The organism is Roseibium sediminicola, from assembly GCF_023156505.1.
Taxonomy (GTDB): Bacteria; Pseudomonadota; Alphaproteobacteria; order Rhizobiales; family Stappiaceae; genus Roseibium; species Roseibium sediminicola.
This window is the reverse complement of record NZ_JALNMJ010000020.1, coordinates 1-21520: the sequence shown is the minus strand read 5'-3', so window position 1 is coordinate 21520 and position 21520 is coordinate 1. Positions and strand designations below refer to the sequence as shown.

General features: G+C 57.7%; 23 protein-coding genes and 4 pseudogenes. 18 read left to right on the top strand and 9 right to left on the bottom strand.

The genetic code is table 11. The features are described 5' to 3' along the window. Window positions 1-56: 56 nt before the first annotated feature. Window positions 57-986 (bottom strand): LysR substrate-binding domain-containing protein, encoded by a 930-nt coding sequence (locus tag M0H32_RS22510; RefSeq protein WP_248157824.1) that lies wholly within the window; start codon window positions 984-986, stop codon window positions 57-59. 171 nt (window positions 987-1157) lie between these two features. Here M0H32_RS22510 and M0H32_RS22505 point away from each other — a divergent pair, with 171 nt between their 5' ends. Next, window positions 1158-1730, top strand: coding sequence for an EamA family transporter (locus tag M0H32_RS22505; RefSeq protein WP_248157822.1), 573 nt, complete (start codon window positions 1158-1160; stop codon window positions 1728-1730). Window positions 1731-1969: 239 nt separating this feature from the next. Here the strand turns inward: M0H32_RS22505 and M0H32_RS22500 are convergent. The 3 genes and pseudogenes from M0H32_RS22500 to M0H32_RS22490 form a co-directional block, all read right to left on the bottom strand. Beyond that, window positions 1970-2449, bottom strand: a pseudogene (locus tag M0H32_RS22500) (IS3 family transposase); the annotation flags it as partial. 64 nt (window positions 2450-2513) lie between these two features. Beyond that, on the bottom strand, window positions 2514-4025 hold the full coding sequence (gene ltrA, locus M0H32_RS22495; RefSeq protein ID WP_248157821.1) for a group II intron reverse transcriptase/maturase: 1512 nt from the start codon (window positions 4023-4025) through the stop codon (window positions 2514-2516). A 510-nt stretch (window positions 4026-4535) separates the two neighbouring features. After that, a pseudogene (locus M0H32_RS22490) lies at window positions 4536-5267 on the bottom strand (IS256 family transposase); the annotation flags it as partial. Window positions 5268-5365: 98 nt separating this feature from the next. Here M0H32_RS22490 and tnpA (M0H32_RS22485) point away from each other — a divergent pair. The 4 genes from tnpA (M0H32_RS22485) to M0H32_RS22470 all read left to right on the top strand — a co-directional run bounded on the left by tnpA (M0H32_RS22485) (window position 5366) and on the right by M0H32_RS22470 (window position 8096). Then, complete coding sequence (tnpA, locus tag M0H32_RS22485; protein WP_248157820.1) at window positions 5366-5755, top strand: IS66-like element accessory protein TnpA; 390 nt, start codon at window positions 5366-5368, stop codon at window positions 5753-5755. Then, the gene (gene tnpB, locus M0H32_RS22480; protein WP_345779356.1) at window positions 5752-6027 is read left to right on the top strand and encodes an IS66 family insertion sequence element accessory protein TnpB; all 276 of its coding nucleotides are present in this window, start codon (window positions 5752-5754) and stop codon (window positions 6025-6027) included. Before tnpA (M0H32_RS22485) ends, tnpB (M0H32_RS22480) begins: the two co-directional genes overlap by 4 nt. A 135-nt stretch (window positions 6028-6162) precedes the next feature. Then, window positions 6163-7800 (top strand): IS66 family transposase, encoded by a 1638-nt coding sequence (gene tnpC, locus M0H32_RS22475; RefSeq protein ID WP_248157819.1) that lies wholly within the window; start codon window positions 6163-6165, stop codon window positions 7798-7800. Continuing rightward, window positions 7800-8096, top strand: a complete 297-nt coding sequence (locus tag M0H32_RS22470; protein ID WP_248157812.1) for a hypothetical protein — start codon at window positions 7800-7802, stop codon at window positions 8094-8096. Before tnpC (M0H32_RS22475) ends, M0H32_RS22470 begins: the two co-directional genes overlap by 1 nt. Before the next feature lie 15 nt (window positions 8097-8111). On the opposite strand, the pseudogene M0H32_RS22465 reads toward M0H32_RS22470, so the two are convergent. The 4 genes and pseudogenes from M0H32_RS22465 to M0H32_RS22450 all read right to left on the bottom strand — a co-directional run. Continuing rightward, a pseudogene (locus tag M0H32_RS22465) lies at window positions 8112-8591 on the bottom strand (transposase); the annotation flags it as partial. A gap of 296 nt (window positions 8592-8887) precedes the next feature. Next, window positions 8888-9597, bottom strand: a pseudogene (locus M0H32_RS22460) (IS3 family transposase); the annotation flags it as partial. A 227-nt stretch (window positions 9598-9824) separates the two neighbouring features. Next, a complete protein-coding gene (locus M0H32_RS22455) occupies window positions 9825-10217 on the bottom strand; it encodes an MAPEG family protein (RefSeq protein WP_248157810.1) in 393 nt (130 codons plus the stop codon). Then, on the bottom strand, window positions 10217-10612 hold the full coding sequence (locus tag M0H32_RS22450) for a hypothetical protein (protein WP_248157808.1): 396 nt from the start codon (window positions 10610-10612) through the stop codon (window positions 10217-10219). Before M0H32_RS22450 ends, M0H32_RS22455 begins: the two co-directional genes overlap by 1 nt. Window positions 10613-10657: 45 nt before the next feature. Here M0H32_RS22450 and M0H32_RS22445 point away from each other — a divergent pair, with 45 nt between their 5' ends. Continuing rightward, window positions 10658-11092 carry a winged helix-turn-helix transcriptional regulator gene (locus M0H32_RS22445; protein WP_248157807.1) on the top strand — a complete coding sequence of 145 codons (435 nt, stop codon included), beginning with the start codon at window positions 10658-10660 and terminating at the stop codon, window positions 11090-11092. Between the two features lie 108 nt (window positions 11093-11200). Here the strand turns inward: M0H32_RS22445 and M0H32_RS22440 are convergent. After that, a protein-coding gene (locus M0H32_RS22440) for an IS3 family transposase (protein WP_248157806.1) occupies window positions 11201-12552 on the bottom strand; the annotation gives its coding sequence in 2 pieces (ribosomal slippage) (window positions 11201-12216 and window positions 12216-12552; 1353 coding nt in all). 23 nt (window positions 12553-12575) lie between these two features. Here M0H32_RS22440 and M0H32_RS22435 point away from each other — a divergent pair. The 12 genes from M0H32_RS22435 (at window position 12576) to M0H32_RS22380 (ending at window position 21479) form a co-directional block, all read left to right on the top strand. Beyond that, entirely contained in the window at window positions 12576-12854 is a 279-nt protein-coding gene (locus tag M0H32_RS22435) for a winged helix-turn-helix transcriptional regulator (protein WP_425607351.1), read from the top strand. A gap of 354 nt (window positions 12855-13208) precedes the next feature. Then, window positions 13209-13565 carry a nuclear transport factor 2 family protein gene (locus M0H32_RS22430; RefSeq protein ID WP_248157805.1) on the top strand — a complete coding sequence of 119 codons (357 nt, stop codon included), beginning with the start codon at window positions 13209-13211 and terminating at the stop codon, window positions 13563-13565. 43 nt (window positions 13566-13608) lie between these two features. Beyond that, a complete protein-coding gene (locus M0H32_RS22425; RefSeq protein ID WP_248157804.1) occupies window positions 13609-13965 on the top strand; it encodes an ArsR/SmtB family transcription factor in 357 nt (118 codons plus the stop codon). Continuing rightward, window positions 13962-14435 carry an SRPBCC family protein gene (locus tag M0H32_RS22420; RefSeq protein WP_248157796.1) on the top strand — a complete coding sequence of 158 codons (474 nt, stop codon included), beginning with the start codon at window positions 13962-13964 and terminating at the stop codon, window positions 14433-14435. Before M0H32_RS22425 ends, M0H32_RS22420 begins: the two co-directional genes overlap by 4 nt. A 479-nt stretch (window positions 14436-14914) precedes the next feature. Beyond that, on the top strand, window positions 14915-15232 hold the full coding sequence (locus tag M0H32_RS22415) for a YciI family protein (RefSeq protein ID WP_248157794.1): 318 nt from the start codon (window positions 14915-14917) through the stop codon (window positions 15230-15232). 23 nt (window positions 15233-15255) lie between these two features. Then, window positions 15256-16494, top strand: a complete 1239-nt coding sequence (locus M0H32_RS22410) for an RNA polymerase sigma factor (protein ID WP_248157786.1) — start codon at window positions 15256-15258, stop codon at window positions 16492-16494. 65 nt (window positions 16495-16559) lie between these two features. Then, a complete protein-coding gene (locus tag M0H32_RS22405; protein WP_248157784.1) occupies window positions 16560-16928 on the top strand; it encodes a VOC family protein in 369 nt (122 codons plus the stop codon). Between the two features lie 249 nt (window positions 16929-17177). Continuing rightward, a complete protein-coding gene (locus M0H32_RS22400; protein WP_248157782.1) occupies window positions 17178-18080 on the top strand; it encodes an alpha/beta fold hydrolase in 903 nt (300 codons plus the stop codon). 323 nt (window positions 18081-18403) lie between these two features. Beyond that, on the top strand, window positions 18404-18841 hold the full coding sequence (tnpA, locus tag M0H32_RS22395; RefSeq protein WP_190294435.1) for an IS66-like element accessory protein TnpA: 438 nt from the start codon (window positions 18404-18406) through the stop codon (window positions 18839-18841). Continuing rightward, window positions 18838-19185 carry an IS66 family insertion sequence element accessory protein TnpB gene (tnpB, locus tag M0H32_RS22390; RefSeq protein WP_248157780.1) on the top strand — a complete coding sequence of 116 codons (348 nt, stop codon included), beginning with the start codon at window positions 18838-18840 and terminating at the stop codon, window positions 19183-19185. The genes tnpA (M0H32_RS22395) and tnpB (M0H32_RS22390) overlap by 4 nt, the downstream gene beginning before the upstream one ends. 45 nt (window positions 19186-19230) lie before the next feature. Next, window positions 19231-20868: an IS66 family transposase gene (gene tnpC, locus M0H32_RS22385; protein ID WP_425607350.1), complete on the top strand. Its 1638-nt coding sequence runs from the start codon at window positions 19231-19233 to the stop codon at window positions 20866-20868. Beyond that, the gene (locus M0H32_RS22380; protein WP_248157778.1) at window positions 20865-21479 is read left to right on the top strand and encodes a plasmid pRiA4b ORF-3 family protein; all 615 of its coding nucleotides are present in this window, start codon (window positions 20865-20867) and stop codon (window positions 21477-21479) included. The genes tnpC (M0H32_RS22385) and M0H32_RS22380 overlap by 4 nt, the downstream gene beginning before the upstream one ends. The last annotated feature ends 41 nt before the right edge of the window (window positions 21480-21520 follow it).

Here is a 21520-nt window from a genome sequence, read left to right as displayed (position 1 = left end):
AGCCTTGGCCAATGGCAGATGTGGTGCCAACGGCAACATCGCGGACATTTCAGGCCCTAGCTGGTTTGTTTCTCTATCGTCACCCCCAGCGACAGAAATTCTGAAATCGAGTTCTCGACCTCGGTAGATAGCCATGCCGCAAAATTTTGCACCGCCTCGTAGTACCCCAACTGCTCGGGGAAGACGAGGTAGTAGCTTTTGTTACTGGAAACTGACCGCTCCAGAGGTCGTACCAAAGCTCCTCGTTTTAATGCCTCAATGCAGAGCAATTCATCCCCGAGCGCGAACCCCAATCCAGATTCAGCCGCCGCCAATGCAAGGAATTTTTCAAAGGTTGCTTCGCTGGCGCCGCGTTTTCGTCGCACACCCACAGCTTTTAGCCAATCGCGCCACATGGAAAAAGAATCATCGTGCAACAAGTGAGCAGCTGCCATGCCGGCGAGGTCCACAGACTTGCGGCCGGCCAGATATTCCGGCGAACAAACTGGAAACAGGTTGGGTCTGTGGATTTCAATAGCCTCCACACCTTCCCAGACACCCGAACCGAAGCGAATGCCGACATCGAAATCAGATTCAATGAAGTCCACGATGTCCTCATTCGGATCAACGGACACCTGTATTGCAGGATAAATATCGGAGAACTTTCGAAGTCTCTTAATGAGCCACTGGAATGCCAATGCGGGATCAGATGTGACCCTCAAAACATCGTCCTGTGTCGCCTCCACAACCGATTTCGTCGCGGCCAGAAGTTCATCAAACACAGAAGATAAACTGGCGAGATAGTCTGATCCCTGATCGGTCAGGACGACCCCGCGGCCTGTGCGCCTGAACAATTTGAATCCCAGCCAGTGCTCCAATTCCTTGACGTGCCTGCTGATCGCAACGTGGGACACCGACAATTCATGCCCGGCTTTGGTGAAATGCTGGTGACGACCGGCAGCTTCAAATGCCCGAAGCGAATTTAGTGGCGGCAGTCGTCTTGTCATATGGCACTCAAATCCAGTGGACAGAAATTCAATTAAATTAGTTGGTTACGCGTCTAGCGGGTCGGTGCATTGTAACAAAAAATTACCAGTTCTGTAAAGATTTTAGTATTGTCGAATTTCTTCAGACCAACCACCCATCGTGAACCGTAGTGAGTGTTCCGGCAGCGCGATTTGGCGATCTTGACGGGCGAATTTTGGCTCGATCGCAAGCTGATCATCCACATTTGGTGGGCGAATACATGGATCAGAGACTTCATGAAACCACCTGGTTCAGAAAAAGGGAACTCGAATATCATGGGTAGCAACGAAAACTTCCTATTCATTGGATCAGCCGCATTGGCGGTCGTCGGTACGATTGGGTACCATAACTTCATCAAAATGATTCCTGCGACGATTGATCCGATCATCTCGGTAATAGCGATTTACGTGTTCGTTATGATCATTTCCGCTTTGATATTTCCGTTTTTTGTCGACCGCAGTGCTATCGCGGACAACATTCGCATGGTCAACTGGACCCAATTTGGGGTCGCTTGTGCGGTTGTTTGCATGGAACTGGGATTTCTCCTGATGTACCGCAGCGGTTGGGATCTGAGTGTTGGCAACGTTGTAACAGGCGTTGCAATCAACATTGTACTGCTCGGTATCGGATTTCTGCTTTTCAAAGAGGCGCTGTCACCTATCAACGTGCTCGGCGTTCTGCTCTCGATAGTTGGAGTAGCCCTGATCAGCTATAGGGTGGCATAGTGTTCCGACTTGTATCAGGACAGTTGATGACGTGAAGGTCAAAGTCATCTGACGTTCAACATGAATTGTGAAAAGTAGCGCACTTTTGCTGCGACTACGCCGCTAAGCATCGACACGTAATGCCCACGCATTGATCTAGACGTTTCACTCAAGCGGCGGTGGCCGCATGCGCACCGGGCTGGATTTGACAACCGCCGTCTGGGTTGACGCATGTGTCGAAATGAGGTGCCCCCAGTTTCCTAGACACCTGCCTGTTTCAGTTTGAGCTGTCTGGTTTCGAAGTCAACGGGCGACAGCATGCCGTTGTTCGTGTGCTTGCGCTTCGGGTTGTAGAAGAGCTCGATGTATTCGAACAGGTCGCGCCTTGCATCGTCGCGTGTCGGATAGGTTCTGCGCCTTATTCGCTCCCGTTTCAGCAGTTGGAAGAGGCTTTCGGCGACCGCGTTGTCATGGCAGTTCCCGCGTCGGCTCATGCTGGGTTCGAGGTCGTGCTGGCGCAGGAACATTTGCCATTCGCGGCTGGTGAACTGGGAGCCCTGGTCTGAATGCACCGTGACCTTCCCGTCTGGCTTTCGCCTCCAGACGGCCATCAGCAAGGCTTGCAAAGCGAGGTCCGTCGTCATGCGAGATTGCGCGGACCAACCAACGACCCGGCGTGAGAACAGATCGATGACCACGCACAAGTACAGCCAGCCTTCGTGGGTCTTGAGTGGAGTAAGAAGCGCAGTAGCGCTTCTCCTCCCCGAACCGCACGTGCACCTTTCAGCGCATACGGCTCTCCATTCAATCTTGGCCCATGGCCATGGCAACATCATGATAGCGAGAGGTGACGGTGCTGCGGGTTTCACTCCGGAAGATGTATGGATTGACCTCCGGATTGCGCCAACGGAATTGAGCCTTCGGGCTTGAGACAAGCCGTTTCAAGTCTTTTCCGATGGCTTCACCACGTTCATTGCGACCGTAAACGAGCCAGGTTTTCGCCTTGCCCGGTTCCGGGGGCCTAAACCACTTCCGCATCAAGGGTTTGATACGGCTCCGGTATTTATGCCCCAGCCAGTGCGCCATTTTCCAGAATACGACATGGTCGATGCGCCGGAAGACATACGCCCTGAAGTCGGTGAACTTGTAGAACGCCGCCCATCCCGCCAACTGGCGGTTCAGGCTGGCGATCATATCGACCGTACTGACACTATGATTGCCGGAAAGGGTCTCGGTCAGTTTGCGGACAAACGCCTTGGCCTTTTCCCTGGGTATCGTCGTGACAACGGACATGCGTCCGTTCGACCCTCGCTTGCGAATGATCCGGTGCCCCAGAAAGACGAACCCGTCATCGACGTGCGTGATATGGGTTTTCTCCATATTCAACGTCAACTTCAGGCGGTCCTCCAGAAAGGCCCGGCATTCTTCACGTATCTCCATAGCATGAGCCTTCGTCCCCTTGACGATGACAACGAAGTCATCGGCGTAGCGACAGTAGGCTATCGCAGGTTTCCATTGCCGGTTCTCCCGAACCGTGATGGGGCGTCCCTGCTGTATGCCGAAGTTCCATGCCCAACGATCCTTGCGGGCTTTCCGGTTCAGGTATTTCGCCTCCAGCCAGACATCGAACTCGTGGAGCATGATGTTGGACAGGAGCGGTGACAGGACGCCACCTTGCGGAACACCCTCGCTGGCAGCCCTGAACAGGCCACGATCAATGTGACCTGCCTTGAGAATACGCCAGAGGAGATCGACAAACCGTCCGTCCCGCACCCGCCGCCGTACGCATTTAAGAAGCAGCCGGTGATGAACCGTGTCAAAGTAGCTTGCCAGATCACCTTCGATGATCCAGCGGCCCTTCGTGCCACCGCCATCCTGAAGCTGGATCTTCACGGTGCGGACAGCATGATGCACGCTGCGTTCCGGCCGGAAGCCATAGGAGAGGCGATGGAAGTCGCTCTCCCAGATCGGCTCCATGGCCATCAGCATGGCGCGCTGGACGATGCGGTCTGTCAGGGTCGGTATACCCAGCGGTCGTAGCTTGCCATTGGCTTTCGGGATATAGATCCGCTTGACCGGCTTCGGGCAATAGCTACCCTTCAGCAGGTCAGTCCGCAGATCGGTCAGATGGTGATCCAACCCGGCCTGCATCCGTTGCTTGTCTATTCCGTCTATGCCCGGTGTCCGGGCGCCGCTTGATGCCAGAACAATCCGGGCCGCTTCGGCAAGCCATTCCCGATCGGCAATGAGCCGAAGGAAACGATCGAACCGCCGGTCCGGATCGGCCTTAGCCCATGTTGCGAGCTTGTGCTGCATTTCGCTGATTATCAAAGGTCTTCACCTCATGTGGTCAGGTAATTTGCACTCCAAGCAGATTGAACTGTTCCCCTTCGCCATGTGGCAGGCTTTCCCCGCCGCGGACTACTACGGGAACTCCGCCGACATGATGGACATCAGGGTCAACTCCCTTGTGATGCAGAGCATCATGGGCATTCCATCATGCCTTCCCTCGTTCGTATGCTGGACGTCTTCGTATTGGTGAGGTTGCCGGTCGCAGTCTTTTCCCTTGCGTTCCGCAAGTCGATGCCGATGCCATGGTCTGGCTGCGTTCTCCCCATGACGTCCTACGAGCGGCCTACATATACGCTCGCATTCGAAGCCACTGACATACCTATCCAGCGCCTTCATCGGCATTCCGTCTGTTAAGCCGTGTAGGCGAAGGCGACATTCCAGCCCTCAGATGCGGGTGAACCGGTTCGTGGGTGACGTCCCCTGTCGTGGTGTAGCTCGTGGCGGGCCCTCGCGTTTTTTGGCGGGCCGAGTTGATCAGTCGCTCTGCGCTGCAGGCAAGCTGACGGTGAGATCATCGCCGACCGGGGCGAGCGTTTCCAGCGTCATGTATCGGCCGCGCTGAACGGTCCATTCCTCGGTCTGCTCCATCAGGATCGCGCCGACCAGGCGCCGGATTGAAGCCTCGTTCGGAAAGATCCCGACGACATCGGTGCGCCGCTTGATCTCACCGTTCAAGCGCTCGATCGGGTTCGTGGAGTGCAGCTTGGCGCGGTGCTGCTGAGGAAAGGTCATGTAGGCCAGCACGTCCTCTTCCGCTCCGTCCATCAGGTTTGCGAGCTTCGGCAGCTTGCCCCGCATCTGGTCGGCCACCAGGCGCCATTGAGCCTTGGCCGCGGCATGATCGGGCTGCGCGAAGGCGGTGGCTATGAAGGCCGAGACCACCCGGCGGCTGTTCTTGCCGGCATGGGCCAGGGCATTGCGCTGGAAATGCACCCGGCAGCGCTGCCAGGTCGTGGACAGAACCCGGGCAGTCGCGGCCTTGATGCCTTCATGTGCGTCCGAGATCACCAGCTTCACGCCGGACAGGCCCCGGCGCACGAGGTCTCGCAGAAACTCTGTCCAGAAGGGCTCGGCCTCAGAGGCGCCGATCGCCATGCCCAGCACCTCGCGGCGCCCATCCGTGTTGACACCCACCGCCAGCGTGACCGCGACGCTCACGATGCGCCCTCCCTGGCGGACCTTCAGGTAAGTGGCGTCGATCCACAGTAACCACCCGGTTGCTACCGCCTGCCTGAATTGAGCCCTTTATTGTAAGAGACGTGCATAACGACGTCGTTTGCGACGTGTCTTATGCGGGGTTGTCGATGCGTGGTGAAATTCTTGGGCTTGAGCGGCGAAGGCGGTGGCGAGATGAGGACAAGCTCGGGATCGTGATGTCGGTCGGGGTTGATGGCGCGACGGTGACCCAGGTTGCGCAGCGCCACGATGTGAACCGACAGCAGATCTATACGTGGCGGCGTGAGCTGAAGAAGAAAGGACTGTGGTCGCCGGACGACGGCGCGCTGTTCTTTCCGGTGGAGCTTTCATCCGCGCAGGGAATTCCGGACGTTCGTCCGGCTATCCGTGAGGAGTCGGTCAATTCGGATCCGGTTCCGGTTGAATTGCGCCTGAGCAACGGGCGTTGCCTGCGTTTCGACGGCCGCCTGGATGCGGCCACGCTGACGCAGCTGATCCGGGCGGTGGAAGCGGCATGATCGGCCCGGGGACTGGCGTTCGGGTCTATCTCGCCTGCGGCGCCACTGATATGCGCAAGGGCATCGGGGGTCTGGCGGCGCTTGCGCAAGATGTGCTTCGTCAGAAGCCAACGAGTGGAGCAGTGTTTGCATTCCGTGGCCGACGGGGTGATCGGCTGAAACTTTTGTACTGGGATGGCCAAGGCTTCTGTCTTTACTACAAGGTCTTGGAGCGGGGCCACTTCCCCTGGCCTTCGGTTGCCGACGGCACGGCTCGTCTGACTTCGGCGTAGCTGGCGATGTTATGGGAAGGCATCGATTGGCGCAGGCCGGATTGGGGTTCGCCGCCGGCTCGGGTGGGGTGAATTATCGCTCTGATTTTGCTTGTTTTTTATGAACTTTTGAGTGGGCTGTGGTAGATTGACAGCATGTCAATTGATGCCGCAAATCTTCCTGATGATCCAGCCATCCTGAAGGCGAAAATCGCCGCTTTGCAGGCGGAAAACGCGAAGATGTCGGCAACGCTTCGGGCCCATGACCAACTGGTTCAGGCCCTGCGGCTTCGGATCGCCAAACTCCAGAAACAGGCCTTTGGCAAGTCCTCGGAAAAGATAGAGCGTGAAATCGAGCAGCTGGAACTGGCGCTGGAAGATCTGCTGGTCGCAGCTACCGAAAGCGCTGATGTGCCGGTCGACGAAGGTCGGGATGAAGACGAGCCTGTAACTGCTGACAAGGGCGCGGGCGCGCACAAGCCGCGGCGGCGTCCGGGTGTGTCGGATGAGACCCCGCGCGAGCGCCGGGAATTGGATCCTGGCACATGTTGCCCCGATTGCGGCGGCGATCTGCGTGTCGTGGGCGAGGACGTCAGCGAAATCCTCGACATGATCGCGGCGCAGCTGAAGGTCATCCAGATCGCCCGGCTGAAGAAATCCTGCCGCCGATGCGAGAAGATGGTGCAATCTCCTGCACCGAGCCGGCCGATCCCGGGCTCAATGGCAGGCGCGGGCCTGTTGGCTTACATCCTGGTCTCCAAGTTCGACGACCACCTGCCGCTGTATCGCCTCAACGAGATCTTCGGCCGAATGGGCGCCGACATCCCCGACAGCACGCTGGTGGATTGGTGCGGCCGCGCCATGCGGGTGCTTCAGCCTTTGATCGACCGGATCGAGGCCGAGGTCATGGGCAGTGATCTGCTGCATGCCGATGACACCCCGATCCGGGTGCTGGATCGATCCTTGCGGGACAAAGGGTCTGGTGGGGGCCTTGGCAAGGGCGTGAAGAAGGGCCGGATCTGGACGTACGTTCGCGACCAGCGTCCATGGACCGGTGCCGCGCCACCCGGAGCAGTCTATTACTTCGCCCCCGACTGGAAGGAAGGGCACGTCCAGCACCATCTCAGGCACGCAAGCGGCATTCTCCAGGCCGATGGCTATAAGGGATTTGCGAAGCTCTATGAGCCCGGGCTCGACGGAACCTGCCGGTTCCGCGAGGCTGCATGTTGGGCACACCTGCGCCGGGATTTCCACGATGTCTGGAGTGCAACCAAATCCGAGATCGCCCGCGAAGCGCTCGACCGGATCGGAGCCCTCTACGACATCGAGCGTGAGATCTCGGGCCAGCCTGCCGACATCCGCTGTGCCGCGCGCCAGGCGCGAGCCAAGCCGAAGGTCGACGACTTCAAGGTCTGGGCCGAGCGGCAACTGACACGCTTGCCCGGCAAGAGCGAACTTGCCAAGGCGTTCCGCTATGGCCTCAGCCGCTGGCCGTCCTTCTGCCTGTTCCTTGAAGATGGCCGCGTGGCGATAGACAACAATGCCGCTGAACGCGCCCTGCGTCCGATTGGTATCGGCCGGAAAAATTGGTTATTCGCCGGCGCCGACACCGGTGCCGAGACACTCGCGCGTGCCATGACGGTCATCGAAACCGTCAAGATGAACGGGCTCGATCCGCAGGCCTATCTGACCGATGTTCTCGATCGCATCCACGATCACAAGATCAATCGTCTCGACGATCTGCTTCCCTGGAACTGGAAACCCATGCCGGTCTCCTGCGCAGAGGCTGCCTGATGGCCGCCGTCACTCATGTCACCACGCTCGCTTGTGTCGCGCAGTTGCTCGGAGAAGACCTCGAGCTCCTGGAGGCCATCGTCGAAAACGATGACAATCTGACCTATGGCAGCATCGTCAGCGTTCAAACTGGTCAGGACGACTACGTTACAGCGCTCACCGACGACGGCATCCACGAATTGAAAGACATGCTGGCCGACGCCAGAAGCTCAACCGAAAACTGGCACGGCTTCCTCGAAGACTTCGTCTCAGATCCTGACGTCATTGCCCGCGTCAAGGCTCAATCGCCGCGGTAACAATCGGTCGGTTACGATCCACAGGTAGGGCCAGTCCCCCTCGATTGGCCGGGTCAGGAAAGCATCGACACGCTCGTCGATATCTTCGCACAGACGGCTGACCTGGCTTTTCGAGATCCCGGTCCCGCCCATTGCCTGCACCAGATCATCCATCGATCGCGTCGAGACGCCATGGACATAGGCCTCCTGGATCACAGCCGTCAGAGCCTTCTCGACGGGGCGCCGCGGCTCAAGGAAAGACGGGAAGTAGGACCCCGTGCGAAGCCGGGGAATGCGCAGCTCAACGCAGCCCGCACGGGTCTGCCAGTCCCGGTCACGATATCCATTGCGCTGCGCCTGACGGTCTGTGCTCTTCTCGCCATAATCAGCTCCGGTCCTGGCGCCGACTTCGAGCTCCATCAGCCGCTCCGCCGCAAATCCGATCATCTCACGAAGCAGGTCAGCATCGGCGCTCTTTTCCACGAGCGCGCGCAGGTCCATCATGGGTTTGGTCATCGGGTGTCGTCCTTGGTTCAGGTTGGTGGTCGCAACCCGACCTTACCGAGAAACCCGATGGCCACCCAAAGCTACACCACGTCCGGGGACGTCACCGGTTCGTGTTCCTCAACCTTCCAATACTTCAGCCTCGGGAACCATCTCGGCGTAACGGCTTCGCCTCAATCCCCTTTACCTGCGGGCTACGTCACCCTGCCAGTTGACAGCAGGTCACCGCCGCTTGGGCTCATGCCCCATTGCAGCAGGGGGCAAGGCAATCTTCCATTCCTCCTTTCTCAATGCATTCCAGACATATGCACCCAGGACCATCCGGGACGAGGCGCACTGTAGGTGATATCTGTCACCCAGACTTGGTCGGGCTGAGAAGCGCTGAATTGCTGTTCTTGCTTGTTCTCAGCCACGATGGCTGGCTTGCCGCCGTAACGACCTGGCCGACGTCTGTAGCCCACTTGGGCCGCGATTCCGGCCAGCGATGACAGCCGGGCGACCTGGTTCTCGGATATTTGCTCGCCCTGGTCGCGCAGATCGTCCGTCAGCTTCCGATAGCCGTAGACCTTGCCGCTCTCGGTCCACGCCTGCCGGATCAACTCGGTCTGGCGTACATCCTCCTGCGCACGGTGGCTTAAGTGTTCCTTAACCCATGCATAGAAGCCGCTGAAATGGACCCGCAGTATCCGGCACATGGCGCGGACGCCGAACTCTTCGCGGTGCGCCCGGATGAAGGCGTACTTCATTGGGACCCTCGCGCGAAGTACACCGTTGCCTTTTTTAGAATATCGCGCTCTTCGGTCACCCTGGCCAGTTCACGCTTCAACCGACGGTTCTCGGCTTCATGATCCACGCCGGGCTTCTTTGGTACGGGATCACAGAACAGCTTCATCCATTTGTACAGAGAATGCGTGCTGACGCCCAACCGTCGGGAAACCTCCCGAACCGGATACCCGCGTACTACGATCTGATGCACCGCATCGCGCTTGAACTCGTCGCTGAAATTGCTTGTCCCCATCTCGGCCTCCTAGCCTCACAGTTAGGCGGCAAAGCGTCTACAAATCTAGGGGCACCTCAATTGCGCCGTCGCTTTCCGGAGGCTAATGGGGTCCGGTATGTGGGAACTTACTTTGGTTCGCTTGGCAATACCCAAAAGTGGCTTTTCGCGGTTTGTCTCCAAAAAAACAAACAAGGCGTGCGTGACTTTATGAGCCGCAGCATCATAAAGTACACACAGCGCATGTACTAACCGCCCGTTAACAAGTTCCAAAGCGTAGCTATCGCAAATCCCGCCATCGCGACGAGCGTTAGGACCATCGATATGGCGCGTGCATTTCCCCAGCCGCGTGTGCGAATGATCCAGTAATGCATGGCCCGACCGACGACCAAGAAGGCACCTCCCAAGACGAGCAATATCGGCGGCGTGCCAGAAATCTCGGCTGCGGCCATCGCCATGAGCGACATCGGCACAGTCTCGGTGAAGTTACCATGCGCCCGCACATTGCGACGCAAGTCGAGATCGCCTTCATCATAAAAATGGACCTCGTTCTTGATACGGGCGAGGCCGACTAGGTTCGTGATGACGACCTGCGCAAGGGCAAATCCTGCGATGAAATAAAGCGTAACGGACAACACCATCACATACCTGCCTTTCGTTTCCAAAGCGCCATATCGGATGCGCCGGCCTCTTTGATGATGGTGACGTCGACTGCCGTTTCTGGCGCGTGTTCAGCGATCACCTTGGCACCGACCTCTTTTTCACGACGGCCCGCGTCTGCAATATCGTCCACATCTGTTTGGGAAACCGAGCGCGACAAACCTTCAAACCGATCATGCCCCCTTGGAAAGGGAGCATTTTCACCGTCTGTCAGCAACGCCATTGGTCCGATTTCATTCCGATCCCAATCAAACATGGGTGCCCAAAAAGCAGTGACTTCGGACCGAAGCGAACTGAGGTTATCGAACCAAACATATGGATTTGGCATCGCTTCACCCTCATCACTTGTGATCTGCAAGTGATTTAGTACCGACATTACTTCCGATTTGCAAGCAGGAAGTTTGCAAGCTAACTGTCGCTGATGAACAAGCAAAAAATTCCATGGTCTGGCTGCCCGGTTCGCTACGCGGCTGGCATCTTGGCCGACAAATGGACCTTCTTGTTACTGAGGGACGCTTTGCTTCATGGCAAGCGCTCATACGGTGACTTTCTGAACTCAGAAGAAGGCATCTCGACCAATATCTTAGCCGATCGGCTAGCGAAGCTGGTTGCAACCGGGATGTTCTTTCGAAAAGTGCATCCCCAGAAGAAGAACATGGTGTGCTACTTCCCCACTGCGAAAGCAATCGCGCTCCTGCCAGCCTCCTTAAGCATCATGATATGGTCTGTCACTTATGACGACGATACCGAAGCGCCGCAGAGCTTTTCAGAAGGGTTCGCTCGCAATCCGGCCGGCATCATCCAGTTCTACGAGAATCGGATTGACGAGGCCAGCCGACAAGCCCACATAGGATAACATGTTAGAATGCACTAAAGGAAAACCGCCATTGTGTCCGTCGTCAGAGGTTTTGGGCCAGTTGGCAGCGTGATCTAAGAGAGGATCTGGCTCATCTGGTTCGTTTGATTATGCGGCGGATTTGCGGTGAAGCAAGCGCCGTGTTTCGATGGTCTTTCGTTTGATCCTTTCCCGTTGATTCAGAATGGCTTGGCCGCGCCCTAAGTAGACGTCTGCGGGGGTGAGGTTTTGCAGACTCTCGTGATAGCGCCGGTGATGGTAGTGATCGACGAAGGTGTCGATTTGCTGTCGGAGATCTCCTGGCAGGTAATAGTTTTCCAGCAGGATGCGGTTCTTCAAGGTTTGATGCCATCGCTCGATCTTACCCTGGGTCTGCGGGTGATATGGAGCGCCGCGCACATGGTCCATCTGCTGATCTTCCAGCCAGTCAGCCAGTTCACCGGAGATGTAACTGGCGCCATTGTCCGATAGCAGCCGCGGTTTGTGCAGAACCGTCGCTTGGTCACAACCCGAGGCCTGCAGCGCCAGATCCAGCGTGTCGGTCACATCGCCCGTCTTCATCGTCGTGCAGAGCTTCCAGGCGATGACGTGACGGCTGAAGTCATCGAGGATCGTCGAAAGATATAACCAGCCCCAGCCGATGACCTTGAGATAAGTAAAATCGGTCTGCCACAGCTGATTAGGCCGCGTTGTCTTGTCCCGGAACTCATCAGCGGCCGACAAAACCACATAGGCCGAGCTGGTGATCAGGTCGTAGGACTTGAGGATGCGATACACCGAGGCCTCTGACACAAAATACTTTTTCGTGTCAGTGAACTGCACGGCCAGCTCGCGCGGCGACAGATCGCTCTCCTGCAGGGCCAGGTCCTTGATCTTCTCACGAATGGGCTCAGGAATGCGGTTCCAGACCCGTGAGGGTTTGGGGCTACGATCCTCAAGCGCTTCGGGGCCGCCGGTCTGATACCGATCATACCAGCGGTAGAACGTGGTCCTGGGGATGCCCAGCTTGTCCAGTGTGCGCTTGGTCGGCAGGTGCGACCGCTCGACCAGCCGGATGATCTCCCGCTTCTCAGATGCAGGATACCTCATTCGTCGTCGCCCCCATCCCCGAGCATGCTTTTTTTGAGCAGCCGCAACTCCAGGGCCTGTTCGGCCACGACCTCTTTCAAATCGCGGGATTCCCGACGCAGGTCCTTTACCTCGTTCGACGTTGCCGCACGTGCTGTATCCCCAGCCAGGCGCTTCTTCCCAGCTTCAAGAAACTCCTTGGACCAGCTGTAATACAGGCTCTGGGCAATACCTTCGCGGCGGCACAGCTCCGCGATGCTGTCCTCGCCCTTCAGGCCGTCCAGCACAATCCGGATCTTCTCTTCGGCCGAATACTGCTTGCGTGTGGCACGGCGGATGTCCTTAACAACCTTCTCGCCGTGGCTCTTACGGGTTCCGGGTTTCTGTCTCATCTCCACTCCTTGGTGGTTACGATGTGCCAGAAACCCTCTCTTATCAAATCGACCTAAACTGTCCCATTGGTGCTGACGTCAGACAGGGCACAAAGCGCTTTGGTGAGTTAAAGCGCGCGATAAATGGCGTGACACAGTCGATGCTGACGGGCCAGCTCAGGGCGCTCGAGAAAGACGGATTGGTGCATCGCGAAGTCTTTCCCGAAGTTCCACCACGCGTGGAATACTCGGCGACGGAACTTGCCTTGGATCTTCAACCTGTTTTTCTGGCGCTTCACGATTGGTGGAAGCGGCACGAGTAGATCGCTGTCAACGCAGGACGTGTGGACGGGCAGGTATGATCAGGTTGGTTGCAAACGATCAATTGTTCACGGGTAGAATCACGCCATGTGACCGGAGACGTTCGCGCTCTGCCAAAGACGCATAAGACGGGGTTATCTAGACGGAGCTTGCAGAAGCGGTGGTTTATGCGCATCCAACCGCGTGTCGGAGGGCTAGTTTCATCTATTCGGTTTGATCATTTTTAGGGTGCTTGCCGTCCAAAGTTGCCTAATTTTGGGGGTACAGCAGTCGTGAAAATAGCTCTTGGTGCCTTGACAAATTCGCCAGATAGCGAAATATTAGATAAGTACCGAATCAATAACATGGAAAAGACTATGACCCCCGAACAAAGAGCCACCCTGGATCAGTTCTATGCCGGTGCCACCGCCCAGGATCCCGCGATGATCCGGCCGCTTCTGACCGATAACTTCTCGCATAACTCGCCGCTGATGAATTTCGACAACCCCGATGATTATATCGCCCATCTGGTCAATTTCGTCGGTCGCGTAACCCAATCGCGGTTCATCGCCGAAGGTGAGTCCGTCGCGCATCTTTATACGCTTGTCGCTGAGCTTCCCGATGGTGAAAAACATATCGAGATGTGCGATGTATTCACCTTCCAGGGCGACAAGATCGTCAAGCAAACGCTTTATACCGATTCGGCGAACTTCGTCGCGGCCGAGGCCGCCTAGGGCCACACCCGGCCTGCGGAGCCGCGCCAGAGAGGCTGTCGATGTGCAAGACCTGACCCCTGAACTGACACGCACATTCGCCGCGCTGAGTGACCCGGTGCGCATGGCCACCGTGGCAAGGCTCGCCGAAGGTCCGCTCTCGGTGGGCGAGTTGTCAAAGCCGTTTTCGCTTTCGCCCGCAGGGTTCTCCAAGCATCTGTCGGTGCTTCAGTCCGCAGGGCTGGTTACCAAGCAACTGGATGGAAGGCGGCACATTTGCAGCCTGCAAGCCGAACCGCTGCACGCGGCTTTCGACTGGCTCGCCTTCTATCAAAAGTTCTGGTCGGATAATCTGGATGGGCTCGAGAGATTTCTTGAGGAGTCCCGAGACCACGATATCAAGAAGAAAAAGCGCAAATGACCACCACTCACACCGTCCTTCAAACGCGCGTTCTGAACTCTTCCACGGGCCGGGCCTGGGATGCTTGGACAAAGCCCGAGCTTATGAAGCAATGGTTCTGCCCTCTTGGTATGAAGGCAATTGAAGTTGAGGCAGACTTTCGGCTTGGCGGTACATTTCGGATCGTGATGGACGCGAGTGGCGCCGCCATGCGCCCACCGCCCGAGGTGGGTGACCACCTGACGGCCTATGGATCATATCAGCGGATTGAGCCGCCTCATGAGTTAGCCTTTTCATGGGCATGGGAAGGCCGGGAGGAGACAAGCCGCGTCACGATCACAATGACTCCCAAGGGTGACAAGACCGTACTCGTCCTTGAGCATGACGGCTTGATGGATGAGGCCAGCCGCATTTTCCACGAGAATGGCTGGACACCGACGCTTGAAAACCTTGCTCGGCATTTGAACACGGGCAATGCATGGAACAGCTGAAATTTGACACGATCATTATCCACGCGCATCCGTCCCCGGGTAGCTTCAACGCTGCTGTTCCGAATGCAGTGCAAAAAGCGTCGTTATAAGGCGGGACCTGTCTGACGCTGTATCTCAACATGCCGGTTCGGTCGGCGAAATGCGTGTTCTGAAATAAGACACCTGTCGTGTTGTCGCGAATAGCTTCGCAGATAAGCGATATTTAGATCCCGCGTTGACGTTGGCTAATTGGAGATGCAGTCCACCAAAGTAACCGGGCTGCTCCCGGTTCGAACGCTGCGCGGCGGCGGACGCAGTACACAGACTCCGAGTCTTGTGAAATGTGGTGTTGGCCCTTAGCGCAGCAGCGACCTGGCCCAAAAATCGGCTAGGCTAGGCGTGTCCGAAATCACCGGTGTAGAACGTTCTTGAATCAGTATAATCCCACGCGAGGAGATGCAGCGTTGCTTTATTCAGTACTTGTCTTTGGAGTTGAGGGAGTGGCCGACGCGCTGCCCCCGGATGAACATGAAGCGCTTCTGAAAAAACACCGCGCGCTTCAGGCGCGATTGGAAAGGGACAAGACCTATCGCGGATCTGTGCAGTTGATGCCACCCTCGACGGCATCTCATATCGACGGTAGTGGCGCAGACCCTTTGATTATCGACGGACCTTTTGCCGAGACCAAAGAACAATTCCTCGGGTTCTATTTGATCGAAAGCGACAGTTTCGAATATGTCACCGAAGCGGCCAAGGACCTGCCGCAAGGTATCTCGCACATAGAGATCCGCGCGGTAAACTGGTCTTCCGGTTTTTGACTGGTTCCGGGAAAGAGCCTGGATTGGAGGCCCATCTGACCGCGAGCCGCCCTGCGGTGATCGCGGCCCTCTTGCGTCGGTTCAGGGATCTGGAGACAGCCGAAGAAGGATATCAGATGGCTGTCGTCAGGGCACTGCAAGCCTGGCCCGAAACCGGAGTGCCACGCAACGCAGAGGGGTGGCTGGTGCGGGTGGGTCATAACGCATTGTTGGACCAGTATCGCAAAGACCGCCGCCTGACCGAAATGGACAGCACCGGCCCTGTTCCAAATACAAACGGCGAAGACATCGAAGGGGCGTTCGACGCCGCCAGTTTTCAGGATGATGTTCTGCGGCTGCAGTTTCTTTGTTGTCACCCACAGCTTACCGACCTCGACCAGATCACATTGGCATTGCGCTATGTTGTCGGCTTGGCGGTGCCTGATATGGCTCAGGCTTTTCTCGTCACCCCGGATACGCTTCAACGGCGGATCTCGCGGGCCCGAGACCGCGCAGGGCGGCTTGGCTCGCCTGATGGCGGCGCGCTATCGGCAAAACAGCGCGCAGATCAAATCGGTCAAGTCAGGATTGTTCTCTATCTCATGTTCAACAGGGGATATGCCGCAAGTCAAAACCAGCCGCATATTCAGCCTCTGTTCTGTCGTGAGGCCATTCGACTGACCCGACTATTGCTGCGCCTGTTCCCGAATGAGCCTGAAACGATGGGACTGTTATCGCTGATGATAGGTCATACGGCGCGATTTCCTGCACGAGCAGACGCCAGCGGCACCTTGGTGTCGCTTGAGGCTCAAGATCGCAAATTGTGGGATCAAAGCGCAATCTCAGAAGCGCGGTTTTTGGCGCAGAAGGCCCTGTTGAACCGTCGGGTCGGTCCGTTCCAGCTGCAGGCGGCGATCTGTGATGTCCATAATTCGGCGACATGCGCGACAGATACAAACTGGCCCGAGATTCTGCGGCTGTATGACGCTTTGACGAAAATGCAGCCAACGCCGGTCATTCTTTTGGCTAGGCTGGTGGCGCTGTCCCAAGTGGTGGGCGCAACCGAGGCACTGACGCAGATGGCGCAACTGTCAGAGCAGCTGTCTGATTACCTGCCCTATCATGCCGTACTTGCGGGCCTGTCCGAGGCCGTTGGCAACACGGACAATGCCCTGGACGCATTGCGACGGGCGTTGGAATGCGGGCCGTCCAAAGAAGAAGAAAACCACCTGCGATGCGAAATCGCACGGTTGGAAAAAAATACTGACGGGCTGTCCGAATGAAAGGCACCGATGCGTCCTTGGTATGACGTCCAAAGAATGGACGCCGTATTGACAAGGAGACACACATGAACCCAATGGAAACACATGGCGCAGTCAGCTGGGTCGAGCATTCCGGCCCCGACGCGGATAAAGCGCGGAGTTTTTATCAGGATGTGCTGGACTGGACCGTCGCGGATACCGAGATGGAACAAGGCACATATGCCGCCATCATGATCGAAGAAAAGCCTGTGGGCGGTTTTGCCCCTATGCCCGGAAATGACGGCTGGAAGCTTTACATCACCGTGGACGACGTTGATGCGCGTGTCGCAAAAGCCGAGACCGCTGGCGCTTCGGTTGTTGCAAAGCCCATGACAGTATCAGGTGTGGGCCGCATGGCCACGATTGAGGATCCTTTTGGTGCCCGCCTGACGCTGATTGACTACTCGAAGGCCTGAGACCGACGCGTTGGCCTTGGCGGCCAGCGCGCCACTTGCATATGAGGCCTCCGGGATTATCAGGTGCACTGCTTTTTTCGGCTCCGATATCGCGCTGGCTGACCCGTCAAACTATGCCACCGCCGGTGTTCGTGCTTGGACTATGACCGAGGCCAGTGCCCGCCATTTGCAATTCACCCTGTTTGGTCCTGTGTCTGGGCCTGATCTATCAAGGCGCGCACCTGCGAATGCTTAAAGGAGGTCGGCACCATGTTCGATCACTCACCCGCCTACCCGTTCAATAGCCGATTTGTGACAATCAACGGCTACAAAATCCACGTTGTGGAACTGGGGCCAGAGAACGCTCAACCCATTCTCTTTGTTCATGGCAGCCCTACCAATTCCTATGTCTGGCGCGACATCATGCCGAAGGTTCAGCGCGACACCGGTGCGCGCTGTATCGCATTGGATCTGCTTGGATTTGGCAAGTCGGACAAACCGATGGACCTGCGATACACTCTGGATATTCATGCCGAGATCATCGCAGGACTGGTTGACCAATTAGGATTGAAAGACATCACATTGGTCGCTGAAGACTGGGGCGGGCCACTGGGCATGCTGAACGCGGTGCGCCGACCAGAGCTGTTCGCGCGGGCCGTGCTGTTTGAATCCTTCCTTTGGGATTTCACCTACGCCGATGACTTTGAACCCAAATTCCGGCTTCCTTTCAAGATGATGCGCGGCCCGGCTGGGTACTTCGTTGTGCAAGTGCTGAACTTGATGATCAAAAAACTTATCCCTGAACACTGCCCGATACCGGATGAGGGAATGCGCTATTATAAGGAGTGTCTGCCGACGATCCGCTCGCGCAGATCAGTCCTTGCCCTGGTCAAGCTGAACCCGCTTGAAGGCCGCCCAAAAGCGTCGATGGAGATCATCAGGGAAATCCAAAGAGGCATGAAAACGCATCCGATGCCCATCGATTGGCTGTTACCATCACCCGGTGTCATCGTGTCCGAAGATTATCCGCCATCCCAACAGAAGTTTGCCCGCTTCTGCCAGATGTTTCCGCAAATCCAAGCGCATGATTTTGGCCCGGGACATCACTTTTTGTCCGAAGAAAACCCCATGCGTGTCGCCGAGATGGTCAGTCAGATCGTCAGGTCAAATTGATCTGTCCAGTGGTAAGCCCCTTCGGGTGATGATCAAAACGCCCCCAACAGAGCTGCCTTAGCCGGATCTTAAGGCGTATTGTCCCGCGACCACGCTTCCCAATACCACGCACAGGCCAAGGGCCTGAGACATGGTCAGCGTTTCGTTCAGAAAACCCCATCCCAGAACCGTTGCGCTCAGGGGGCTGAGCAATCGTAACCGACCGATTGTTACCGCGGCGATTGAGCCTTGACGCGGGCAATGACGTACCCCTCCGGTGAAGGCCGTCTTGCTGGCGAAGGCTGAAGACTGTCAGTCCTAGTGGTAGCACTAGGAGTAGTCATATGACCAAGCAGCATATTGAGGTGATCACGTCGGTGGAGCGCCGCCGGCGGTGGTCGCAGGAAGACAAGGAGCGACTTGTAGCGGCATGCCTCGAACCGGGCGCAAGCGTGTCTGAGATTGCCCGGGCGGCGGGTTGCCACGTGAGCCAGTTATTTCGGTGGCGCAAGCAACTCTGCACGATCTCTGACGGCCGAACGGCTGCGGATCACGGGACACCCGCACCGACATCTTCACCTGAGTTTGTCCCGGTAACGATCTCCGATGCCGGGTCTTTGCCGGCCCCTAGTCAATCGCCGGAACCAACTCCGCCACCACGTTCGCGGCGTAAGCCGAGCGTTGTGACGATCGAGTTGGGCCGGGGTAAACGGGTTCGGGTCGACAGTGATATCGACACGGAAGCTCTGGGACGCATTCTCGATCTCCTGGAGCGGCGATGATCCCGGTCCCGAGTGGTGTGAAGGTCTGGCTTGCGACGGGCCACACGGATATGCGCAGAGGCTTTCCCGGGCTGTCGCTGATGGTTCAGGAGACACTGAGGCGGGATCCTATGAGCGGCCACCTGTTTGTCTTCCGCGGCAGAAGCGGAGGCTTGATCAAGGTGATCTGGCACGATGGACAAGGGGCCTGCCTGTTCACGAAGAAGCTGGAACGCGGCCGGTTCATCTGGCCATCGGCGGCGGACGGCACGGTATCCATCACCCCGGCTCAGCTCGGATATCTTCTGGAAGGTATCGATTGGCGGATGCCGCAAAAAACCTGGCGGCCGAGCTCGGCCGGATAGTGGAAAGCGCTGGTGTGGCGGGAGCGAATATGATTCCATCCCGCCATGCTCGATGCGGCCGAACACCTTCCCGACGACCTTGCCAGTGCGCACGCGATGATCCTCGCGGAGCGTGCGGCCCGCCGTGAAGCTGAGGCACTCGCTACCCGTGCCCAGGCGGTAAACTCGCACTCGGAAGCCCTGATCGCCCGGCTGAAGCTGGAGATCGAGAAGCTCAAGCGGGAGATCCACGGACACCGTTCGGAGCGCAAAGCCCGTCTTCTGGAACAGTTGGAATTGCAGCTCGAAGAGCTGGAAGCCGATGCCGCCCAAGACGAGCTGGCGGTTGAGGTCTCGGCGCGAACATCGACCATCAAAGCGTTTGAACGCCGACGTCCGTCAAAGAAACCGTTTCCGGAGCATCTGCCGCGCGAGCGTGTTGTTGTCGCCGCGCCGGTGAATTGCCCGTGCTGCGGATCCGCGAAGCTGGCCAAACTCGGTGAAGATGTCACCGAGACGCTTGAAGTGCTCCCGCGCCAGTGGAAGGTGATCCAGACCGTGCGGGAGAAGTTCACCTGCCGGGAGTGCGAGAAGATCACTCAGCCGCCAGCTCCGTTCCATGTGACGCCTCGCGGCTTTGCCGGTCCGAACCTTCTGGCGATGATCCTTTTCGAGAAGTTTGCACAGCATCAGCCGCTGAACCGGCAGAGCGAGCGCTATTCGCGCGAGGGTATCGATCTCAGCCTGTCGACGCTGGCCGACCAGGTCGGCGCCTGCGCGGCGGCTCTCAAGCCGGTCCATTCGCTGATCGAGGCGCATGTGATGAGTGCCGAGAGGTTGCACGGCGACGACACCACCGTGCCGATCCTCGCAAAGGGCAAGACCGATACCGGCCGCATCTGGACTTATGTCCGCGACGATCGCCCGTTCGGTGGGCAATCTCCTCCGGCGGCCCTTTACTATGCCTCTCGCAACCGGCGCCAGGAACATCCCGAGCGCCATCTGAGGAGCTTCGCCGGTATTCTGCAAGCCGACGCCTACAGCGGTTACAATCCGCTGTTCAAGGTGGACCGTGATCCTGGTCCGCTGACCCAGGCGCTGTGTTGGTCACATGCGCGCCGCAAATTCTTCGTGCTTGCCGACATCGCCGCCAACGCCAGGCGCAGGAAGAACGCCGCACCGATCTCACCGATAGCGCTGGAGGCGGTCAAGCGCATCGATGCCCTGTTCGACATCGAGCGCGAGATCAACGGGCTCTCCGCCGGCGAACGCCTGGAGCGGCGGCGCAGGGACAGCGTTCCTCTTGCCGAAGGTCTTGAGGAATGGCTGCGTGCCGAGCGGAGCAAGCTGTCGCGCAGCTCCTCTGTTGCCGAGGCGATAGATTACATGCTCAAGCGTTGGGACGGCTTCACCACCTTCCTTCACGACGGCTGGATCTGCCTGACGAATAATGCGGCCGAACGGGCACTGCGCGGCTTTGCCCTCGGAAGGAAGTCATGGCTGTTCGCCGGATCGGATCGCGGCGCCGACCGCGCCGCCTTTATGGCGACGCTGCTCAACACGGCAAAGCTCAACGACGTCGATCCTCAAGCCTGGCTTGCCGATGTCCTCGCCCGCATCGCCGAAACGCCCGTTTCCAGGGTCGAAGAATTGCTGCCCTGGAACTGGGAACCGCGTACTCCGGCATCGGCACCAGCGTCATGATGCAGAACGAACAGAACGCCCGGTTGCTCATCAAGCTTGATGACATCGAACCCCTGATCTGGCGCCGGGTTGAAGTTCCGCTCGCCATGAGCCTGAAGGGGCTGCACGACGTTATCCAGGCCGTCATGCTGTTTGAGGACTACCACCTTTTTGAATTTGAGGCCGGTGGCAGGTTCTATGATGTTCCTGACCCTGCCGAGGACTTCGGCCGCAAGACCTATGCTGCGAAGAATGTCCGCATCCGAACGCTCATCGACCGCGGCATCACCACCTTCACCTATACCTATGACTTTGGCGACAATTGGCGCCACACCCTCATCGTTGAAGCTGTTGAGGATGCCGATCCCGCCTACGAGTATCCTCGCTTCCTGGAAGGCGAAAACCGTGCTCCGCCGGAAGACGTTGGCGGGACCTTCGGCTTCACGGACTTCCTGGAGGCGATGTCAAAGCCACGCCACCCGCAACATCGCGAGCTGGTGCGGTGGTATGGCGGTCGCTTTGATCCGGGTGATATCAGCATCGATCTGATCAACGAGCGCATCGAAAAGCTCGTCCGGCGTCGAACACTCGGCAAGGCGGGCTTCGCAAAGAGCCAGAACCAACAGCGCTGACCGGAAACTGACCGCGAGGCGGTCTTCGCCGGATGCTTACT